At 50.5% G+C, this 18,115-nt stretch carries 13 protein-coding genes and 1 pseudogene; 6 read left to right on the top strand and 8 right to left on the bottom strand.

Annotated features, from left to right (window positions below; all coding sequences use genetic code 11):
• Positions 1–10: 10 nt before the first annotated feature.
• Positions 11–856: an alpha/beta fold hydrolase gene (locus D4L85_RS25775; RefSeq protein WP_221408651.1), complete on the bottom strand. Its 846-nt coding sequence runs from the start codon at positions 854–856 to the stop codon at positions 11–13.
• Positions 857–1,012: 156 nt separating this feature from the next.
• Here D4L85_RS25775 and D4L85_RS25770 point away from each other — a divergent pair.
• A pseudogene (locus D4L85_RS25770) lies at positions 1,013–2,487 on the top strand (IS1182 family transposase).
• Positions 2,488–2,635: 148 nt separating this feature from the next.
• Here the strand turns inward: D4L85_RS25770 and D4L85_RS25765 are convergent.
• Complete coding sequence (locus tag D4L85_RS25765) at positions 2,636–3,037, bottom strand: DinB family protein (RefSeq protein WP_119757007.1); 402 nt, start codon at positions 3,035–3,037, stop codon at positions 2,636–2,638.
• A 149-nt stretch (positions 3,038–3,186) separates the two neighbouring features.
• A complete protein-coding gene (locus D4L85_RS25760) occupies positions 3,187–4,035 on the bottom strand; it encodes a helix-turn-helix transcriptional regulator (RefSeq protein ID WP_119757006.1) in 849 nt (282 codons plus the stop codon).
• Positions 4,036–4,190: 155 nt separating this feature from the next.
• Between D4L85_RS25760 and D4L85_RS25755 the strand changes: the two genes are divergently transcribed.
• Entirely contained in the window at positions 4,191–5,054 is an 864-nt protein-coding gene (locus D4L85_RS25755) for an energy transducer TonB (RefSeq protein ID WP_119757005.1), read from the top strand.
• Between the two features lie 144 nt (positions 5,055–5,198).
• Here the strand turns inward: D4L85_RS25755 and D4L85_RS25750 are convergent, their stop codons facing one another.
• The 3 genes from D4L85_RS25750 to D4L85_RS25740 form a co-directional block, all read right to left on the bottom strand.
• The gene (locus D4L85_RS25750; RefSeq protein WP_119757004.1) at positions 5,199–5,966 is read right to left on the bottom strand and encodes a hypothetical protein; all 768 of its coding nucleotides are present in this window, start codon (positions 5,964–5,966) and stop codon (positions 5,199–5,201) included.
• 200 nt (positions 5,967–6,166) lie between these two features.
• Complete coding sequence (locus D4L85_RS25745) at positions 6,167–7,285, bottom strand: Gfo/Idh/MocA family protein (RefSeq protein WP_119757003.1); 1,119 nt, start codon at positions 7,283–7,285, stop codon at positions 6,167–6,169.
• Between the two features lie 172 nt (positions 7,286–7,457).
• The gene (locus D4L85_RS25740; protein WP_160144004.1) at positions 7,458–8,972 is read right to left on the bottom strand and encodes an MFS transporter; all 1,515 of its coding nucleotides are present in this window, start codon (positions 8,970–8,972) and stop codon (positions 7,458–7,460) included.
• Positions 8,973–9,145: 173 nt separating this feature from the next.
• Between D4L85_RS25740 and D4L85_RS25735 the strand changes: the two genes are divergently transcribed.
• Positions 9,146–11,572, top strand: a complete 2,427-nt coding sequence (locus tag D4L85_RS25735) for an ABC transporter permease (protein ID WP_119757001.1) — start codon at positions 9,146–9,148, stop codon at positions 11,570–11,572.
• 112 nt (positions 11,573–11,684) lie between these two features.
• Positions 11,685–12,641: a hypothetical protein gene (locus tag D4L85_RS25730; RefSeq protein WP_119757000.1), complete on the top strand. Its 957-nt coding sequence runs from the start codon at positions 11,685–11,687 to the stop codon at positions 12,639–12,641.
• Positions 12,642–12,692: 51 nt separating this feature from the next.
• On the opposite strand, the gene D4L85_RS25725 is transcribed toward D4L85_RS25730, so the two are convergent.
• Positions 12,693–13,595 carry an oxidoreductase gene (locus D4L85_RS25725; RefSeq protein ID WP_119756999.1) on the bottom strand — a complete coding sequence of 301 codons (903 nt, stop codon included), beginning with the start codon at positions 13,593–13,595 and terminating at the stop codon, positions 12,693–12,695.
• 95 nt (positions 13,596–13,690) lie between these two features.
• On the bottom strand, positions 13,691–14,518 hold the full coding sequence (locus D4L85_RS25720) for a helix-turn-helix domain-containing protein (protein WP_119756998.1): 828 nt from the start codon (positions 14,516–14,518) through the stop codon (positions 13,691–13,693).
• A 168-nt stretch (positions 14,519–14,686) separates the two neighbouring features.
• Between D4L85_RS25720 and D4L85_RS25715 the strand changes: the two genes are divergently transcribed.
• Both D4L85_RS25715 and D4L85_RS25710 read left to right on the top strand, forming a co-directional pair.
• Positions 14,687–16,012 carry an amidohydrolase family protein gene (locus D4L85_RS25715; RefSeq protein WP_160144003.1) on the top strand — a complete coding sequence of 442 codons (1,326 nt, stop codon included), beginning with the start codon at positions 14,687–14,689 and terminating at the stop codon, positions 16,010–16,012.
• Positions 16,013–16,999: 987 nt separating this feature from the next.
• Positions 17,000–18,106: a hypothetical protein gene (locus D4L85_RS25710; RefSeq protein ID WP_160144002.1), complete on the top strand. Its 1,107-nt coding sequence runs from the start codon at positions 17,000–17,002 to the stop codon at positions 18,104–18,106.
• The last annotated feature ends 9 nt before the right edge of the window (positions 18,107–18,115 follow it).

The following is an 18,115-nucleotide window of genomic DNA, read 5'->3' as shown; positions in this document are numbered from 1 at the left end:
CATATTCCCCTTACTCGTTGAAGAACGTCTTCAGTACACGGGCCATGACTTCGGGGGCGACGACGTGTCCCTGCCCGTCGAGCGTGTGTCGTTCGGTCTGGGGGATGGCAGCGGTTATCGCTTTCGCGGCGCGGTCGAAGAAGTCGGTCGGGAGGGCTGCCATCTGGGGCTCGGTGATCGGACCCTCGATGGTCACCAGGACCGACTGAGTGATGCGGGCAAGTCGGTTCGTGGGGATCTTGTAGCCATTGAGGACCATGGCGTCCTTGACGAGCGTGTGGGCGAGCGCGACGGACGAGGCCCAGAGCGGGTGCTGTTTGCCAGCCGCGATGTCCGCGTCGGGTCCGCCGGTAAGTCTCATGAACAGTTCCAGGAGCTCCTCGTCCCGGCCGGCTTTGTATGCCTCGTGGGTGTCCGCGATGTACTGGTTGAACCTCGGCCACAGGTCGTCTCCGATCACGTACGGCACATCCCACACCGCGATCTTGTCGATAGCCGAACCTGCCGCTGCTGCCTCCAGCGCGAGGGCGCCGCCAGATGAGGCGCCGTACACGTGAGCTGAGCCGCCGGCTGTCGCAATCAGCGCGTCGAGGTCTTCCACCTCCCGCGCCACGGCGTACGGCGGTGTATTGCCGCTGGCGGCCCGGCCGCGTCGTGCGTAATTGTAGACCGTGAAATGGTTGGCAAGGAGCCGGGCCAGCGGCGCGTTCTCAGTGCCGTCGTCTAGGGTGCCGCCGACGAGGATCACCGCCGGGCCAGTGCCTTTCCGGTCGTAGGCGATCCTCGTACCGTCGGCGGACGTCACACGAAGTGTCATCTCGTTCACTGCTTTCGAGGGTGGAATGTTCTCTTTCATAGCATCAAATTTAGATCGTTTGTGAATTTAATAAGTTAATGGCAGGGCCATAAAAAAGAAGAGAACCGTAGTTCCCTTCTTGATGCAAGGCTTTATCTTGCTTTTGTGCTAACTAAAACAAAAGTAGTTTTCAAAAACTACACTCCCAACCAGGTGATGATACTTCCGCCAAGGAAGATCTCATCGACAAGAACCATCCGGTTCGTATTGTAAATCAGGTAATTGACAGGATAGACATTGATCCTTTGCTGAAAAAATTCAAGGGTGGAGGTAGCTCTAGTTACCATCCGCGAATGCTTCTGAAGGTGTTGGTGTATGGCTATCTGAATAATACTTACTCCTCTCGTAGGATGGAATCAGCTTTGAAAGAGAACATTCACTTTATGTGGTTGGCAGGCATGAACAAGCCAGATCACAATACCATTAATCGTTTTCGTAGTGAACGGCTGAAGGATGTATTAAAGACTGTATTTGGGCAAGTGGTGGAGTTACTAGTTGAAGCCGGTCATTTAAGTCTCAAAGAGATCTATACAGATGGGACCAAACTGGAAGCGCAGACCAACCGCTATACATTTGTATGGGGCAATGCGATAAAAACCAGTAAAGCCCGCATGGAGGAGCAGCTGAAGGAGTTGTGGGCCTATGCCGAAGGTATTGCAGCCGAAGAGTTGAAAGATGAAACTCCTGAAAGCTTCGCCCCTGTGAGTGCAGAACAAGTAAAAAGCACCATTGATCGGATCGACCAAGCTTTGGAGGGCAAGGAAATATCTAAGAAAAAACGTCAGCAACTCAACTATGCGAAAAAGACCTGGCCACGTAATGTAGAACGCTATACCCAGCAGGAGAAAATCTTAGGCAAGCGCAACAGTTATTCGAAAACAGATCCGGATGCCACCTTCATGCGCATGAAAGAAGACCACATGAAGAATGGACAGTTAAAACCAGCTTACAATGTTCAATTTTCCAGCAATAATCAATACATCGTCAATTACAGCCTCCATCAAAACCCAACTGATACAACTACTTTAAAAAAGCATCTTGAAAGTTTTTATGGCTTATATAAGCAAAACCCTGTAGTATTGACAGCCGATGCCGGGTATGGATCGGAGGAGAATTATTTACTGCTGGCAAAACGCAAAATTCAAGCCTATGTAAAACATAACCAGTTCGACCGGGAACAACACGGCAAACAAACCGACTGGTTTAAGAACGAAAACCTGGAATACGATAAAAAGAAAGACATTGTATATTGCCCGATTGGTGAACCGATGAAACGCATCGGTATGTCTACACGCAAAACAGCCAATGGGTTTACTCAAGAATTAACAACGTATCAGGCTTCCAAATGCAATGGATGCCCAATTAGAGATGTATGTCATAGCCAGAAAGGCAATAGAATCGTGGGCATTAACCATCGGCTAAGAAAACTCAAGGATCAGGCAAATGCCAGGTTAACCTCCGAGCTTGGCGTCCATTATCGCAAAAAGCGCCCAGCCGATATTGAACCGGTCTTCGCCAATATCAAACACAACAAAAACTTTAAACGATTTATGCTTAAAGGGCTTAATAAAGTAGAAATTGAGACTGGTTTGCTGGCTATAGCGCACAACCTGGCTAAACTGGCAGCCTGATTCTTCCCCAAGAATTTTTTCTTACCAATCTCTTTTAAAAATCCCCTTATAGCCATCAAAAAACGAAAAAGCCGCCTCTTTACTTTTGAGACGGCTTCTTTTCTTTCATTCAAATTTTCTCAAATTTTTAGGCCTCCCGAAGTAGGAGTCAATACATGTATTCAGGGGGCGCAACGCCGTGTGCCCGCAGATACGTTACGGCTTGTCCACGATGATGCGTGATATGATCCAGTGTTGCATAAAAACCCTTTACCTGATCATCGGTCAGCGCGTGACCGAGTGTTTTTTTCAGGCCGTCGTAGGCCTTGTTTAAATACGCCGAGACGTCTTTCTTCCCGGTGTGCGCCACCGGAGGATTCCAATCCACCTTGTTGCCTTTTATATAGTTATCCTCCCACCACTGAATGCCATAGGCAATGTGGTGTAGCAGTTCACCAAAGTTCCATACACCGTCAGCGGGTTTGAACGTGTAGCCTTTGTCGGGCATGGCCTCGGCTACGCTGAGGGTGTAGGTCTTTGAATTTTCCAATGTCTTTAACAGCTCTTTCATGATATATGATTTTTATGATTTAACATTCGCTGCAGGGCATGCGCAAACGAAACGTCCGGACGAACGATTTTTTGATAACCCTTTAGCAATAGCAAACTTAGCCGGAGGTGGGGAGGGGGACTTTAGAAATCTTGCTCTTTTTTGGGGAATCAGGCCGGGATGCTTTTGCGATAGGCGGCGGGCGGACAATGATAGCGCTGGCGGAAGGCCGAAGTGAAATATTCGATGCTGTTAAACCCCGAAGAGAACGCCGCGTCGGCTACGGGCAGGTTGCTGTTCTTTAGTAACAACTCTGCATTTTTCAGACGCACCGAAAGCAAGAACCGGTGGGGCGGCTCGCCGGTGAACGTCTTGAATATGCGGCTGAAATGGAAAGGGCTCACGCAGCAATGCCGGGCGATCTCCAGCAGGGAGATGTCGTTGCAGAAATTTTCGGTGATGTAGGCCTTGGCGGTTTCGATGGTGATGAGGTGATTCTTTTTCAGCCTCAGGTTGATGCGATGGTCGGGCGTGTAGTCGCCGATGCGCGCCAGCGTTTTTTCGATCACCTCGAGCACCAGGTTGTCGATCTCCAATTTGCTTCCGGCTTGGGTTAGGATGAGGCGGAGGATGTGATGGTGTAGAAACTCCATTTCGGGAGTGGTGCGGATCAGGGTGGAGTGGAGATCGGGGTTCCGGAAGAAGGGGAGGTTGCCGTATTGGTCCACCAGGGCGGCATGAAAATCGTTTCTGAAATCGAAGATGGTGCACTCGTCGGGCACTTCGTGGGTGTGGGTCACGGTGCGTTCGTAGCCGGGCTTGGTCACCAGCACACAGCCGCTGTAAGAGTCCAGCGCGTGGCGAAAGACGTTGAAGAGAAAATTTCCTTTGCGTACGTAACTGATGCTGAACGATTCGCTATATTCTGGTTTGGACGTGCGGCAGTCGGTGCACCGGCATTTGAAGTCGATGACGCGGTAGAATCCGGAGGTGTAGAGGGTGTGGATGTCGGCTTCCATGGTATGTTAATAAACTTCGTTTGTAGCCTTGTTGTTTCACTTGCTCGCGGGAATGTTGCGTCGCCGGGGAGGTTGCGATTTCTATGCCTTTTTGTTAGCTTGCACCCAGTTGCTCCGTTCCCTGAAATCTGCATATCCCCCGCGTTAAACTCCCTATGAAATTTTGTTTCTTTTTGACGATCGCTTTGCTGGCCGCATCGCGTGTGACAGCCCAATCCGCCGAACAAATCACCGGATATTTTAACGACCAGTGGGAAGCAGTTACCGATCCGAAAACCGCTGCATTTTACAAAACGGTTGAGCAAACGGACAGCATTTACCTGGTTCGTCACTATTCCATCTCGGGAAAGAAACAGCGATACGCTGAGTATTTAGATGAGGCGCTCACGAAGCCTCATGGAAAAATGCTGACGTACTATGAGAGCGGAGCCCTGAAAGGAGAAGAAAGATGGGACCATGGAGAACATGTAGGGACGCAAAAGACCTACTACGAGAACGGGTCGCTGCAAAAGGAAAGCAGAACCGCCGCATTGGGTGCTGAGGAAGTTTTTATTCATTGCTTTTCAAAAGATGGCCGCGAGCTGTTGTCTAATGGAAAAGGTGTGATCCAGGTCGAAACCCCTGAACCGGGGTTTGATCTGTATGAAGAAGTGAGGGATTCTGTAGCGGTGTTCGCCTACAAGGTATCGCGGGTCACCGGCGACACGACCTCCATTGCGTTGGAGAAACCAGCGGAATATAAAGGCGGGATCAAGGCGATGAACCGTCACATTGAGGGGCGTTTGACGTATCCCAAGGAGGCTCGGCGAAAACGTGTGTCCGGCTCGGTATTCGTTTCATTTGTCATTGACAAAAAAGGTAACGTGACCGACGTCGAGGTTGTGAAGGGAGTTGATCCTGCATTGGATGCGGTGGCGTTTGCTGCGATTGCTTCCATGAAACCATGGATTCCCGGCGAGAAGTTGGGCCAGGTGACGAAGTGTAGGTTCGTTTTGCCGATATATTTCAGGCTTCCATAATAGCGTTAATCGAAATTCATGTTATCGTCTCACATTTGCTAAAGCTTCGGCCCTCCTTCGCTAAAACTTCGGCGGGCTAGCGGGCAAAATTGACGCGAAGAGTCGTTTGAGATTTGTTCGGATGAATTTTGCAACGGCTCTTTTCTAATTCTTAATATCCATCAACATATTCTCATAATTTTTATACGAAGGACGAATCCATCCCACGGTAGGATTATCCAGATCCCGAATAGAAATAACCGTAAGGCTCGTCAGCACAAAAAAGATAAAGGGGATCAGGAAGTGATGCTCTTCATTAAAGCCATTCGTAAATCCGATAAGAATGCCGATGAGGAAAGAGCCCCCAATCAAGAGGATCATGATCGTGATCGGCGTCCGCTCCAATTCGCTGTATTGGATGCGATAGTCCAGGGCGATGGCGGTATTTAATTTGTCGATATAGAATCTGTTTTCGTCTGGGGTGATCACCTTTCGTCTCGCCATCTGTTTAATGTCCGCATGAAGTTTGCCGTAAAGCGAATCCGTTTTGGTATCGGAAACAATGTCTTCGTCTTTTACCTTCTGATTGATCGATTCCAATTTTGTGGTCAGGATGGCCACCAGTCTTTCGCGGACAACTTCGGTGACCGAATCGGTGGATAATGTGCTCTCGCGGTAAATGGCACCTAACGCATCGGCGTGTTGATGAATCAGGTTGGTTCTCTCTTTGTTGGCGTTGCCCGAGGAAAGCAATGCGAACGATAACAAGAGACTATAGAATCCGATGATAGCATTTTCCGTGCCGCTGGGCTTCCATGCTTTTTGTTTCTTAAGATATTGACTTCTGGCGAGTATGTAGCCACCCGCGATCGACAACAGCAGCAGAAGGGAATAAACGATCGTGAACCAACCGGACTCAAAAAACAATTGCATAACATGAAAGGGGTAAGGGGCGTGGATTTTCCAACTTCAATCGTATAAAGATAAAGGCATTCCGCCCTCCAACCAAATGGCAACGGTGCCCGCGGCAGCTTTGTTTCGCACCAAAAAAAAAACCAAAGGATTCTGTGATGGACAAAAAAAAGCAAGACCGCATGCACGATCCTGCTCTTCATGTAGAAGTCTTATACCTCCTAATATTTAATCATCACCTTGCCACCCGTTTTCACCGCTTGAAAGATAGCGTCGACAATCTTCATATCCTTCAAACCCTCTTCACCATCCACCGGGATCTCCGGCTGTTTCCCTTTCAAAATAATATCCGACATCTCATCCATCTGCACCGTTTGATGCGTCACGTGCGGATAAGTGACTTCACCTTTGTTGGTACGTCCCTTTATCGGGCCATAACCGGTACTCGGACCCATTTCAGCATATCCTTTGTCACCATCGAGGAAGAAGCGATCGAGGTTGTTCAGGCTATACGTAGATAAACATGAAGCTACCGCGCCGCCGGGAAACCCGAGCTGGAACGTGATGGTTTCGTCGACGCCTTCCTTGAATTTTTCAGGGTTGGTTTTTACCTCCTGGGCCGTTACCCAGATAGGATCTTCGCCGATCATGTAGCGCGACCCGTTGATGGAGTAGATGCCGATGTCCATCATAGCACCGCCGCCGGCGAGCTTTTTGTTAAGACGCCACTGTGTAGGATCGCCGATGATGAAACCGGAAAGGCCCTGGAAGAACAACACCTTGCCAAAGTCGCCGGCTTTGCGTTTGTGCACGATGTCGAGTGTGATAGGTTCGAAGTGCATGCGGTAGCCGATGAGTAATTTTACCTTGGCGGCTTTGCAGGCGTCTACCATTTGTTGTGCTTCCTTGGCGTCGTTGGCCATGGGTTTTTCGCAGATCACGTGTTTACCCGCTTTGGCTACACGCACACTGAAATCTTTGTGCAGGCCGTTGGGGGTGATGACATAGACCGCGTCGATGTCGGGGTTGTTTTTGATCTGGTCGAGGGTCTCGTAATTATAGCAGTTCTTTTCGGGGATGCCGTATTTGCTTTGCCACGTTTTTATTTTGGCCGGCGTGCCGCTAATCACACCTACCAACTTGGCGCGCTGACAATCCTTCATGGCGTCGGCCACGCGTTCGCCGTAGCTGCCCAGACCCAGGATGGCCACGCGCAGCACGGGACCCTGATAGGGTGTCTCTGGTTTGGCAGCATGTGCTTTAGTGGTGATGGACGATAGCACGGGAAGGGCCAGTGCCGAACCGGCCATTTTTTGGAGGAAGTTCCTGCGAGAGTTCATGTGGTTTAGTCTTTTAGTGTCTTAACAATGATACAGAAATTAGACGGGTTCTGTAAACAGGATCACACAATAGGAGACACCGATTTGTTTGGTGGGGAATTAGGTTTGATAGGTGGCGGTCTCCTTCGCTGAAGCTTCGGGTAATCAGGGTAAGCGCCGAGACGTGAACCCGTTACTTCGGATTGCGCTTCATAACGGCCACGAAAACCCCGATCATAATCAGGATGGCCATTGCAGCCAGGAGGGAGGCCATGTGAAAGGAATCTACAAAAGCCTGGCGCGCGTTGTTTGCAAGCGCCAGACCCGCTTCGACGGGGAGTTGTTTGGAAGCTTCCAGGGCGCCGCCCAACGTGCCTCGGGCTTCTTCGGACAATGCTGTGTCCGCGAACGCGAACATCTTTGAGCGATACACGGCTGTGCCCACGCTTCCCAATAAGGCCACACCAAAAGCCTGCCCGAATGTGGTGCTGCTCTCCGAAATGCCCGACGCCGCGCCGGCTTGCTCATGGGGAGCAACGGACACGACCATATCGATGCCCATCGTCACCACGATGCCACAACCCAGGTTGAACCCGGCGAAGCCTGTGATGAGCAGGATTAGGTTGGTCTCCGTGGAAAGCTGTGCCAGCAACACGATAGAACCCAGCATGAGCACGTTCCCCAACAGGATCGTTACCGACCGGCTCACCCAACGCAACGTCTGGGGTGCCAGGATGCATCCGGCCACCGTAATGCCCACGGGCAACAACGTGAGCAAGCCGGCCTTGAGCGGGTCGTAACCCAACACCAGTTGCATGTATTGTGTCAGGAACAAGTAAAGACCCGCCCAACAGAACAGCCCCAGGAAAAGCGTGGACAACGTCACGCTAAACGCCGGGATCCGGAATAAGCTCAGGTTCAGCAGGGGATTTCGCACGATGGTTTGCGAATACACAAAGACACCCGAGACCCCCAGGCCTCCTAACAACGTCGTTAGCGCGACCCAATCCATCCCGCCCGACTCGGCGATCCGCTTCACACCAAAGATGACCGACAGCGTGCCGGTGAGCAACAGCAGGGCGTTCATGAGACTGAATTGTTTGGCATCGGGGTCGCGGTATTCGGGTAATAGCGGCGAAGCACAGAAGAAGAGGAGCATGAGGGGCACGCTGATCAGGAACACCGACCCCCACCAGAAATGCGTGAGCAACACACCGCCGATCAATGGGCCCAGCATTGTGCCTCCGGAATAGCCTGCCGTATATAATCCAAACGCTGCGGTGCGCTGGCGATCGTCGTGGAAGAGGCTGCGGATCAGGGAAAGCGTGCAGGGCAGGATGATGGCGCCCGTCATGCCCAGCAACGCGCGGGCAGCGATGAGCCATGGAGGACTGCCGGCAAAGGCGGCCATGATACTGGCGGCTGCAAACAAGATGAAGCCGATCATCAGCAGGCGCTTGCGGCCCACCCGGTCGCCCAGGGCGCCCATAATGATGAGGAAACCACCTTCCAGGAAGGTATAGATGTCGGTGATCCACAAGAGTTGTGAGCCGGTTGGTTTCAGTTCGGCGCTTATCGCTGGTAAGGCCAGGTAGGTGACGGTGGAGTCCATCGACACCAGTAAGGTGGGAAAGATCAGCACGGCCAACCCAATCCATTCGCGGCGGCCGGCGCGGGCTGGGGGTGCTATTGTGAGCGGTGGTTCCATAGGCAAAGAGATCACTTCAAAACTACAAAACCCCGAAGGGGAGCGGGGTGGTGGTTGCGACAAAATGGAGGTGTAAAACGGCATTCGATTTTTGTGGTGGGATATTTTTTTGCTGAGATCCGTAACGTCGTTGCTTTCCCGAAGTTATCCCTGGGAATAAGCCTGTAACGACTATGCTAAAAAACTTCTTTACGCTCGCGCTGCGGAACCTCTTCAAGCGGAAGTTGTTCTCGTTCATCAACATTTTCGGTTTGGCCCTCGGGGTTTCAGCTTGCATGGTCATTCTGAAATACATCGATTTTGAGACGAGCTATGATGATTTTCATGTCAATGGAAAAAACCTGTATCGTATCACGCGGACGGTCTATCAAAACAACGAGAAGCGCATTGCCACCATCACGTCTACCTACGGACTCGGTCCTGCGTTAGCGACGGAGTTTCCGGAGGTGAAGCGTTACATTCGCACCCATCCCATGTATGGCGGCGCCGTGATGATCTACCAGCCGCCTACGGGTGAAGCGCTGGCGTTTCATGAATATGCCATCAACATCGTGGACTCCACTTTTCTCCGGGCGTTTACGTTCCACGCCATCGAAGGCAATCCAGCCACGGCGTTGGATGACCCCAACGCGATCGTGATCACAGAGTCCTTGTCTGAAAAATATTTTGGCAAAGAATCGCCGGTAGGCAAAACGATCCGGCTCACCGGCACAGGCTGGTGCAACGGCGACTACACGGTGACGGCGGTGCTGGAGGATGTTCCCCCGAATTCGCATTACTGGTTCAACGCCCTTGTGCCTTCTCACAACCTCTTCCAAAATCAGCAGTACAAAGAAGACGACGGATGGAAGTGGAACAACTTCACCACCTATGTTGAATTGAACGACCATACGAACGCCGCAGCGGTGAACGCGAAACTCCCCGGCTTTGCACAACATCACTTCGATGAGCGGCTATCTGGATCCAATACAAAAACCGTACTGGGACTGCAGCCCCTCCGCGACATACACCTCAGTCCCGGTCTCCTGCACGATGGCGACACCACTACCTATGGCATGATCTATTTTTTTGGTCTGATCGCCACCTTCATCCTTTTCATTGCCTGGATCAACTATATCAACCTTTCCACTGCACGCGCTATGGAACGCGCCCGGGAGGTGGGCATCAAGAAGGCGGTGGGTGCACAGCGGAGCCAATTGGTGTGGCAGTTCTTTTTCGAGTCGGTGCTCATCAACTTGCTGGGCATCGCGTTGGCCGTTGGATTTGCTGTTTTGTTGCTGCCCTTGTTGGGCGAGATCATCGGCAAACCCTTGGCATTTAATTTCTCCGACCCAAGGCTATGGTTTATTTTGCTGGGCCTATTTGTCACCGGCTCGCTGGCTTCGGGTGCTTATCCTTCGCTGGCGTTGTCCTCGTTCCGCATCACGGATGTGCTGAAGGGCCGTTCGGAGACGAGTGGCTTTTCACTGCGAAAAGCTTTGGTGGTCTTTCAATTCTCTGCGTCCCTGATCCTCATCGTGGGTACGTTTGTGGTTTATCGGCAGATCATGTTCATGCGCCATCAGGATAAAGGTCTGCAAACCGAACAGATGTTGGTCGTGAATGGCCCCAGCACGTTGTCGTACAACGTGTCGAAACAAAAGCTTACGTTATTCAAAGAGGAACTCAAAAAGCTCCCCGGCATCACGCGCGTAGCCACCTCAGCGGCCATTCCCGGCGGTGGCCACAACTGGGGCGCCGACGTGCGTAAAAGCGGATCGCAGCGAAGCGACTCGCGCGACGGCAGTGTGGTGTGGATCGATCCCGATTTCATCGACGCCTACGACATCAAATTTGCCGCCGGCAAAAACTTCAATCCCGCCATCCGTTCCGATATGGAATCTGTTATCATCAATGAAACGGCTCTCCAGGCATACGGCCTCGGCACAGCCGAACAGGCTTTAAAAGAACAATTGATCCTTGGCGATGACACTGTCGCCATCCTTGGCGTGCTGAAGAACTACCATTGGAGTTCACTGAAAACCGACTATGTTCCCTTTCTTTTCAAAGCCGATACGATCTCCACCACAGCCGTCTCCGTTCTGCTCGCCAAAGGTTCCATGAATACTACCGTAGAGGCTATTGGCAAACTTTATAAAGAACTGATCCCTGGCGATCCCTATAGCTATTATTTCCTCGACGAATCCTTCAACGGACAATACAGAAGCGATCAACAATTCGGCAAGATCTTCGGGCTGTTTGCTATCCTCGCAGTCGCCATCTCGTGTCTGGGCTTGTGGGGCCTGGCCGCGTTCACCACGGCTCAAAAGTTGAAGGAGATCGGCGTACGGAAAGTGTTGGGCGCCACCACCACCAGCATGGTCTATTTGCTCTCGAAACAATTTCTCCGTCTTGTGCTTATTGCCGCGGCTATTTCGTTGCCGATGGCCTGGTTCGGGATCGACTCGTGGCTGCAGGGTTTTGCGTTCCGCATTGGTTTAGGGTGGGATCTGTTTGTCGTGCCGGTGTTGATCCTGGCGATGGTGGCGCTGTCGACCGTGAGCTTGCAGGTGATCCGGGGCGCGGCGATCAATCCGGCAAAGGTGCTGCGGTCGGAGTGATCAAGATAAGATCGAACGGTGATGGCGACAAAATCAAATCCACGGTGCATTGATTTTTTAGGAAAACAGGAAAGTAGCTATCTTGCGCACCCGTCCTTTAAATCAACTGCGCATGTCAGCTATCGACACCCTGCAAACCTTGTCCAACAGGCTACCTTATCCCCAAACCATCGTTCTGGATATGCGCAAAACCGTCAAGCATTGGTTCTTGAACTATGATTATTTCATCCTACGCGATGGCCATCGTTTGAAAGACGTGAATCAGGAGCACCTCCATGTGACCTCGCTGGAAGGAGAACGCCCCTTGTTGAACATAGTAAACGCCCGGGTTCTGGACTCGGTCCAAAGCTACTGGTCCAACCAGATCGACGTAGGTGAGGTGAAGGTCTTTGCCTGGTGTAATCAGATCGTAGAAAAAGATAGCATGCTGTTCCAGCTTTATGATAAAGCCGGAAAGGACAAGGGGATCTATTGTCATTCGCTGAACTGGACCGAAGACATTGTTTACGTTGGAGAATCCATCGACATCTTCTTCGATCTGGATAAAGCCGTTCAGGAATTTAAAAATGCCACCGTCTTTTCCGGCGACTACAAGCTTCCCAAAAAGAAATTGAGCAAGGAAAAGGCAATGTCCTATACCGATTTATTGGATAAGGATGAATACATCATAGAAGATGCAGAGTTCGGCCATACGCCCACCTTGGAATTCTATCAATCCTTTATCGATAGAACCATTATTCCGTTGACCAACCATGATCTGCGTTACTCCAAACTGGAGTTGATTTCAGACGCCGCCGGCATTCTCAAATTCAATTGGCATGTCGACAACGACACCTTCCTGTTTGTGCTGAGAAATACCGGCGATGGCATCGACGGAGAGCCCTTCTATAGAACGCTGAACCTTGTACTGGAAAGGCTAAAAACTCCCAAGCGACTGGCGGCCTTCAAGCATTATACTTTCGGCCAGGAATACGGCCTGGCCTACCTGGATAAAAACAAGAAGGCGAAATTGGCAGCGTTGTTTCAGATCGATGTGTTGACCGACACGCCCGGCCAAGCCAACGTATAGCGGAAAGTCATCCCATTCGAATACGATCGCTTTGCTATCGTCGGCATTGCGCTAGCCAGGAAAACGCACGCCGGTGATCGCTTCTGCTGTCTCCCAAAGTTTTCGAGCAGTGTCTTCATCCATTGCCACGGGCGCCATCACAGCTTCGGCAGGATAGCCTCTGTATCCGTTATCGCGATCCGGTCCATATAAACGGCCGCCTATTGCATCGGGCGAAACGGAAGGATAGAGGATGGACAACGCGCCTTGTGCCATGGGCATGAGCGCACCAATTCGCTGGACGGCACTTTGATAAGCTTCTTCGCTCATGGTTCGTGCCAGGTTGGTTTCATTTGCACCGGGTTGCGCGGCGATCGATGTCACGCCATGGCTATGTGCAGATATTCTCCGCTGGAGTTCAATGGCGAACATCAGGTCGGCCAGTTTGCTCTGGGCATATTCACGAAAGTCGTTGTAGTCTTTTTCGGAACGAAGATTTTCGAAGTCGATCGCGCCATGAAGATAGGCCATGCTGCTCACGGTCACCACTCTGGAGTGAGGTGTCTTTTTGAGCAAGGGATACAAATAGCCTGTCAGCGCAAAGTGTCCTAAAAAGTTCACACCGAATTGAAGTTCATATCCCTGGCGAGTTTTGGATGCGGGAGGCACCATCACGCCCGCGTTGTTCACCAGCACATCGAGCTTCGAATGCGTTCTCAGGAAATTGTTGGCAAAATCTTTTACCGAATCCAGGTCCGAAAGATCGAGCACGCCCGGTTCGAGTTTGCCTTTGCCACCTTGTTTCTTCATCTCCGAAATGGCCTCGTCTGCTTTTTCCTTACTGCGGCACGCCACGATCACCGTCGCGCCGGCTTCATATAATCCCAGCGCCGTCTCATACCCAATGCCCGAATTGGCGCCCGTCACTAGGAAGGTTTTTCCCGATTGGTCGCCCATGTTTGCTTTTGTCCACATAATTTGTTGCTTTAAAATGATGGACAAAGGTCTGGCGAAAGCGCTCGCGGGAGATAATAGTTTGCCAAGGGAAAATTATACTTTTCAAAGTATTCTCATTTCCGGAAGGAGAGGGGCGTCATCCCGGTTTGCTTCTTGAAGAACCGGTTGAAGTAGGATGGATATTCAAACCCCAGGCTGTAGGCAATGTCGGCCACCGGCCAATCGGTTTGCATCAACAGCATTTTTGCCTCGCCCGTCAATTTTTGCTGGATGTGCCACGTCGTGTTTTTTCCGGAGATGGTGTGGATGGATTGGTTGAGGTGGTTGATGTGCACGTTCAACGCATCGGCATAGTGCGACGGATTTTTTAGTTGAATCACATCACCGGGCGATTTCACCGGAAACTGTTTCCACAGCAAGTCGAAAAACTGGCGCGTAATTCGTTCGGCGGCATTGTTTTGCAGCGCTGGCTTGGGTGCCTTTTGCAACCGAAGGCCTTCGTGTACAATTAACTGAATGTAGTGCGACAGCAACTCATGTTTTCCCGCATAGTCGGATTGATCGATGGCGATCATCTTTTCGAAGATAAAAACAAGATCCTTGACCGCCGTCTTGTCAAGCGTATACAAAGGAATGAGATCCGGTGCAAAAAGCGGTGGCCGGCGCAGAGGACCCGGTAAAAAATCTGCGGTGAACAACACGGTGTAGCCCGAATGCGTTTTCGAAGTCGGCTCCCACGAATAGGCCAGCAGCGGGTTGAAGAACGTGAGCGTAGCTTTTCCTACATGCACCGGCGTCCCGGAAAAATACATCATTCCCGTGCCCGCGGTGAGCAAGGAAATCTTGAAATAGTCACGACGTTTATAGGACACCGAGTCATGCCGCTTAGAACTTATTTTATAGATCCTGAACTTTTCCTGACCAAGGGTGAAGGTGCTCATCGCGCTGAAGGATTGCTAAAGATTGTAAAGGTATCGCCGGCAAATAGTAATCTCAAAATCACAAATCGCACAATTTTGTTCCATTTCGATTAGAATTTGATGTCGTGCTGCTCTTGGTAACGGATAGTTATGTTATTTCAGGATATGAATATGCTTTTGATCTTCAACATGAAAAGAATCTGCCGGTATGCGATGGTTGTGGTGTTGCTTGCCTCTTGTCAGGTAGAGAAACCATCCAACGCTGAAAATGCCGGCGATGGACCTCGCGTGATCATCCATGAATTGAATGAAAACGATATTCCGAAAGGAAACAAGGTTATCGCCTTTGTCGGGGCCACGTTGATCGATGGGCTGGGAGGGGACCCCATTCAAAATTCGTGCGTGATCGTGAGAGACAACAAGATCGAAGCCGTCGGTAAACAAGGAGAAGTAAAGATCCCCGACGGCGCGCAGATCGAGAAAGTAGAAGGTCTCACCATCCTTCCCGGTATGTTCGACGCGCACTATCACAACGAGAACAGTGCCACGCTGCCCGCCGTCTATCTCCGCCATGGCATCACATCGGTGAGAGATCCCGGCGAGTGGAATGAAAGTTATGCCGGCGTGCGGTCGTCCGGCATGCCACTGCCCAGACTATTCCTCACCGGCCCGCACCTCAACACCTACCCGCCGGCCTACCCGGAAGATGCCATGATCGTTCAGGATGCCGAAGAAGGCCGGCTCGCCGTAGAGAAGTTGTATCGCGAGGGCGCCACCGCCATCAAAGTATATTATGGCCTTCCCGTCGGCACCATCAAGGCCATCTGCACGGCCGCCCATGCGCACGGCCTTCCCGTCATGGCCCACCTCGAGATCAGCAACGCGGTTGATGCGATCAACGCGGGGCTGGATGGCATCGAACACGTCACCTCTTTTGGAACCGTTCTGCTCCCTCCCTACGAAGCCGAACAATACAAGCAACGCGTGCTGGCCGACAACGACGCGCGAAAGCGGGGGCGGTATGAGGTATGGGATACATTTCAATTCGAAAACAATCCCGTAGCCGATTCGCTCATCCGATTCCTGGCCCGAAAGAAAATATTTCTAAGCCCCACACTGGCCGCTTTCGAAAAACAAACCGACCACGGCGACAGCATTGAAGTGCACGCGTTCAAAAACATGTTGACCTTTGTCGGTCTCGCAAAAAAAGGCGGCGTTCCGATCGTGCTGGGCTCGCATACCTTTGTGGCCCATGCCGAATTTGGCTATGCCTTTTACCGGGAGATGGAATTGCTGCAGGCCGCAGGATTGAGCAACATGGAAATTATTGTCGCCGCCACCCTGGAGAATGCCCGCTACTTTCGCGTTGACGAAAGATTGGGAAGCCTAGAGAAAGGAAAGCTGGCCGATCTTGTATTTGTGGAAGGTGATCCGTTGAAAGATCTTCGGGTGCTGCGGGATGCGAAAAAAGTAATGATAAACGGCACTTGGGTCGCGACCAATGAGACGCACTGAACTCAGGAGTATGTCAGCTTTTTCATTGACATAAAATAATGTGTGGTGCAACGCATATTGTCAAAACGACCTGAGATTTTCTCCGCGACGTTGTATGGATAGAAATAAACTTTAACGGAGAAGAGCCTCAAAAAAAGAAATCCATTTTTCTTATGGATTCCAATGTGTAATCCTCTATCTTAGAAAAGGAAAGAGCCCATCCGCCTATGATGTTCAAACATCAGGTGGATGGGCTTGTTCTTTTTTTGAACATCCTTTATTCCCCCCAAGCCTATGCATGTCGTCCGTCCTCCCATCCCTCAAACTACATCGCCGGTTGTTGAAGAGACGTTAGAAGCAACGTCGATGTCGATCATCAATTGTCACACCCACATCTTTACGGGTGATCACGTGCCTCCATTCCTGGCTAAAACATTTTTGCCATGGCCCATTTATTATTTACTGCCGATATCCCTTGTCGTTCGTCTTTTTCGGTTTTGGTTCAATCATCCGGATACCTGGCGATTTAAACCCTGGTACCGGAACATCAGGGAACTGCGCTATAAGGTTGAGATATTTATTGCCCGCGTCGGCATTTTGCATCTGTCTATATTTATCATTGGCCTTCTCATCGCTATCCAGATATTTTATATCGCCTTTGATTGGCTTAGTACCGTATCTGCACCTGACACCTCGACTTCAGACGCAATTAATACATCAAGATCCTGGTTATGGGGGCATCGACTTCTTTTTATTCCTTCATCGTTTGTGGGAAAAATGGCGATCGTACTCCTGTTTGTCGTTTTCTTTAAATCCGGGAGAAACATCCTGTGGTTTATTTTGAAAAAGATCTGGTCCTTTCTCGGTGTACTCCCGGGCCCGGAAAGCAGAGCCCTGGCGAAACGATATCTCAACATAGGCCGATTTGCATTTTATGAAAGTCAAACGAGAATATTTGCAAGGCTAAAAAGTCAATATCCGGCAGGAACCGGTTTTATTGTTTTACCGATGGACATGGAATTCATGGGCGCCGGGAAATTGAAAAAGGGGGCGGGCTATCATGAGCAAATGAAAGTACTCTCGGTTATAAAGCAAAACCATGAGAACAAGGATTTGATTTATCCCTTCGTGTTCGCCGATCCCCGCCGGTTGGCACGGGAAGGGGAAAAACATCTAAACTACACCGTAGACAATGGCAGCGTGACCCTGAAGGATTGTTTTATAAGGGAATATATCGAGGGCCACAGGTTCAGCGGATTCAAAATCTACCCTGCCTTGGGGTATTACCCTTTTGACGAAGCGCTGCTTCCGATTTGGAAGTATGCAGCCGACCATAGCATTCCCATACTCACGCATTGCATAAAGGGAACGATCTATTACAGGGGATTAAAGCAAAAGGAATGGGATTATCATCCCGTATTTGAGCAAGCCTGCGGCCATGAATTGTATGAACCGATGGTGCTGACGGAGCGGAAGAACAGCGAGTTCATCAACAATTTCACACACCCCTTGAACTACCTGTGTTTGTTAGAGGAGAAATTGTTACGGAAATGTGTTGCCATGGCCAAGGACAAAAGGATAAAAGAACTTTTTGGATTCACGCATGAAAGCAATCCTTTAAAATATGATCTACGCCATTTGAAATTGTGCCTTGGACATTTTGGAGGTGACGACGAATGGGACAGGTTTATGGAACTTGACCGGGATAATTTTTCCAGTCAACTGGTCAAGCATCCGGACCTGGGGATCTCTTTTCTCACAGATGAAAATGGCCACGACAAACGCGGAAAACTAGAGCAGGTTTGGAAATATGCCGACTGGTACTCCATCATCTGCAGCATGATCCTCCAATATCCGAACGTATACGCCGACCTGAGTTATATTTTGTACAACGCCAGTATCCAGCCGCTGTTGAAGCAAACCCTGGCGAATCCGAAATTGATGAAAAGAACATTGTTCGGCACAGACTTCTATGTGGTACGAAATCATAACTCGGAAAAAAGCCTGCTGGCTGGAATGCTTGACAATCTTACGCAAAATGAATTTGATCAAATTGCAAAAAGCAATCCGCGGGAGTTCCTTTGGAATAAGCTTCACGGAGCGGTCGCGATTTAACATCTCAAC

The sequence above is a fragment of the Chryseolinea soli genome (assembly GCF_003589925.1).
In the GTDB taxonomy this organism is placed as follows: Bacteria; Bacteroidota; Bacteroidia; order Cytophagales; family Cyclobacteriaceae; genus Chryseolinea; species Chryseolinea soli.
This window is presented reverse-complemented; position numbering and strand designations above follow the sequence as displayed.